The organism is Streptomyces rhizoryzae (assembly GCF_023155275.1).
GTDB lineage: Bacteria > Actinomycetota > Actinomycetes > Streptomycetales > Streptomycetaceae > Streptomyces > Streptomyces rhizoryzae.
In genome coordinates, this window is the sequence record NZ_JALMUV010000105.1 from 1 (window position 1) to 3,446 (window position 3,446).

Sequence of the window (3,446 nt, forward strand, 5' to 3'; positions counted from 1 at the left end):
CACAACCTGGCACAACCCATGAACTAACACGCACCTGAACGGGACGTCCTCTGAGCTGCAGAGCCCACGGCGAACGCCCGAGCTATGGCCAGGTCTATGCCTCGGTGATCCAGTCCGTAGGGATCAGGGCTTTGTCTTGGCGCCAGTTTTCGATTACGGCGTCGCGGAACCAATCGTCTCGTAGGTTCACGTGATCGCACACGATGATCTGCAGTCCCTGGCCGTTGCGGTTGACGACGTCTCGCATGAGGGAGAAGTAGCTGCGTACTGCTTCCCAGTCGGCGTCGGTGAGGGCGCCTACGTCATGGACTTCTTCGGGGAAGAAGGCCTGGGTGGGCTGGTCGAACATGACGAAGTGCGGGACGGGCCGCTGGTGTTTGAGCAGGTAGGTGTGCAGGGCCAGGTGCGCGACGAGGTGGTACCCGATCCAGTTCTTCGCGCTGCCGATGCGGGTGAGGGGGATACGGCTGGTTTCCGTGCGCAGGACGACGTTGAGGAGGGAGAGGCTGATGCGTACTTCTTCAGCCTCGTCTGCATGCTCGAGATCCAGCTCGCGGGCCCAGTCCGTCATGTCCAGCGCGATGCGGCTGAGGCGGCTTTCCGTTTCGGCCCTCACATCGTCGGCATCGACCAGTTCCTGCAGTTCTGCGATCCGCTCCTGCATACGAGCCGCCTGGCGGCGCAGCGATCCAGATTCGTCTGCCGACTGCGACGTAGTTCGTTGCAGTTCCTGGAGAATGCGCCCTTGCACGTGAGCCTGCCGCGCGTGCTGGTCATTGATCTCCTGGAGACGGCGGTTACTGGCCTGCAGGGCCTGGAGCGCTGAGGCATTGGCCTGGAGGCGCCTGCGGACGTCTGCGATCTGCTCGTTGAGTTCCTGACGGTGACGGGTCCGCGATGGTTGAAGTGCTTCTGCGTCGGTCAGCTCGGACTGGAGACGGCGCGTGAGGTCGTTGAGCTGCTCGATGTCGGGGTCGGGCTCCTCCAAGGCCTGATTACACAGGGGACAGACCTCGGGCGCCCCTGCGTCTTCGGGACTGAGGAGCTGCAGAGACGTAAGGCGGCCGAGCTGGGTGTGGAGCTCACCGGTGAACGCCTGACTCTCCTGCTGCCACGAGTCGAGAAGGGCCCCGGCCTCGTTGAGATCGTGAAGTTGTTCCCTCAGCGCCTGTCGCTCCGCAGCCAGGCGTTCTTGCATCCCGTCTTCGCCGAACACCGGAGGAGCCGATGGATCAACAACTGTGTCCGCCGCCTCGCGCAGCAGGACACTCAGTTCGGCTGCCGATGCGCGCTCTGGCACAGCCTGGACCATGCCTGCCTCCTGGGCGAGGCGGGCCAGGCCGTGCAGGGCGGCGTTCGTGGATTCGTTGTCCCGCTGGCTCTCATCAATCTGTCGCTGGACGCGCCGCAGGGCCCGGGTGGCCTCCGCAAGCTGTCGTTGGCGTGCGGCCTGTTCCGGTCCGGCCGCACCGAGGAAGTACGGCAGCGTGTCCTTCATCATCTGCGCCATGCCGGGCTCGGACTGGCGATGGAACAGCAGCTGCTGGTTGGCGATCTCGGTCTGCTTTTGCAGGCACATGTAAACGGCCTGGGCAATAGAGACATTGAACGCGTAGCGTTCGGCGCCCCCCGGAGGTTCGAAGCGGAAGTCGTCGATGCCCAGGCGAGCGCTGAGCTCTGCGCGGAGCGCGTCCGTGTCGGCATTCGCTCTCATACGGTCGCCTGCCGGCAGCTCGAGCGTGTGGTCGCCGATGATCAGCATGGCTTTGTTGGTGGAGGCTCCCGCTGGGCGGGGCCGGCCCAGGAGCAGGCGCGTCGAACCGATCTGTACGAGCAGCGCGTACCAGCCCACCGTCTGAGTGATCACGCCCTCTGGCAGCGAAATGTGCTGCCGTCCCAAGCAGTACTCGATGATGTCGAGGACTGCCGATTTTCCGGTCTCGGACTCTCCGGTGAGGATGTTCAAGGCTCCGGGTTTGAAGGTAATGGTGCGCGGTGCTTGCCTGCCATCACGGTGATACAGGGCCAGAGCGAGCAGATGCATGCTGAGGTGGCTTCCTTGGAGAGCTAGGGGCGGACCCCGAGCAGGGCGAATGCGGTGGCAGGCGATGTCGCTGCAAGCCAGCGGCCAACGAGGGCCGCAGCGCGTGTGCAGTCGACGAGCTCCGCTCCATGACTGTTCGCGTTGGGACGCCTGGGCTGTCTGGTCACTGCGAGGCCGCTGGAATGCACCGTCAACACGTTGTGCCGGACGCCGAACCGCTGGGACGCGCGGGTGTAATGCGTTAGCGAGGCGGCGCGGTGCGGGTATGACGCGCGCTGGATCGGATTATCAGCCAGCCAGCTGGCCAGCGGCGTGCGGACATCTCTCGGGAGCGCGGCGCGGGAGTCCGGCGGCAGCACCAGGGGAAGGACCAGGAAGCTGCTCGGCAAGGGGAGAGGCAGACTGGGGCCCGCTGCCATGTGGGCCGCTACACAGTGCGCCAGCACATACGCCCCGAAGGCGGGATTGAACAGGGCTGCAGCTTCAGGGAGTTGACGCGCGGGAGCCGACATGACTATTCCTCCCCGTCAGCAGTATCAGACGACTGGGACAGCAGGTTCTCGAAGTCGGGATGCCAGCCCACCGGCTCGTCGTCCTGCGTAGCCAGATCGGCCAAAGCGTGAAGCGTGCCGCGGGCGACCCACCGCTTCTCCACCTGCGGACGCAGCCGCAGTGTTTCTACAGCAGCCATGGCCTTGTCCAGAATGTCCACACCGGCCTTGACCGCATCGTCCCCGTACTCGCCAGCGTCAAAAGCGTCGGCGAGTCTGGAGAACACCAGCTCCCATTCACGCCGGAGATCTGACTCGAACTGGTCGAGTTCGCTCTGGGCGACGTAGTGACGGTGGAGCCAGCGAGATCGATGGGTCCATGCGTGGTGATACTCGCCGAGATGGAATCGGATGCTTCGGCGTCCCAGTTTCAGGAGCTGGAGCTGGGCAACGAAGACGCGGTCCTTGTACCGGGCCACCTCTTCCTCGGTGAGTCTTTCCAGCCGGTCGCTGATGGGCAACGAGGTCTGCGCGTACTTGCTCATCACATAGTCGATCTTCGTGCGCAGTTCCTCGGCGGAAACAGTCTCCCTCCGGCTGGGGTTGGAGCGGTCGAGCATCTCCTTGGAGACCCCCCACCACCAGCCCTTCAGCTCCTCCAGGATCTCTTGGCTCTGGCCCTGATCCGTCTTCCATACGCCGATCACTTCACGGAGCTTAGAGTCCACCTCTGACACTCGAGGCGCAAGATCGTCCACGACGATCTGGCCCACCAGAGCCTCCCGGACCACCGGAGTACACCGGAGGAAGCGCTCCCGCCAAGGGCGTGTCGTCTTCGGACCCTCGTCATCACCAGCTAGGACTTGTCCGGCCGATCATGTGACTGCTCTGCGTCCGGATCGTTGATGTGG

The 3,446-nt window shown here is 64.2% G+C and carries 3 protein-coding genes; all 3 read right to left on the bottom strand.

The genetic code is table 11. The annotated features are described in order from the left end of the window. Nucleotides 1–94: 94 nt before the first annotated feature. The 3 genes from MUU72_RS35000 to MUU72_RS35010 are packed head-to-tail and all read right to left on the bottom strand — an operon-like array spanning nt 95 to nt 3,308. Entirely contained in the window at nt 95–2,044 is a 1,950-nt protein-coding gene (locus MUU72_RS35000; RefSeq protein ID WP_248017498.1) for a DUF3732 domain-containing protein, read from the bottom strand. 23 nt (nt 2,045–2,067) lie between these two features. Next, nucleotides 2,068–2,556 (bottom strand): three component ABC system middle component, encoded by a 489-nt coding sequence (locus MUU72_RS35005; RefSeq protein ID WP_078886849.1) that lies wholly within the window; start codon nt 2,554–2,556, stop codon nt 2,068–2,070. 2 nt (nt 2,557–2,558) lie between these two features. Further along, nucleotides 2,559–3,308 carry an ABC-three component system protein gene (locus tag MUU72_RS35010; protein ID WP_248017499.1) on the bottom strand — a complete coding sequence of 250 codons (750 nt, stop codon included), beginning with the start codon at nt 3,306–3,308 and terminating at the stop codon, nt 2,559–2,561. Between the last annotated feature and the right edge of the window lie 138 nt (nt 3,309–3,446).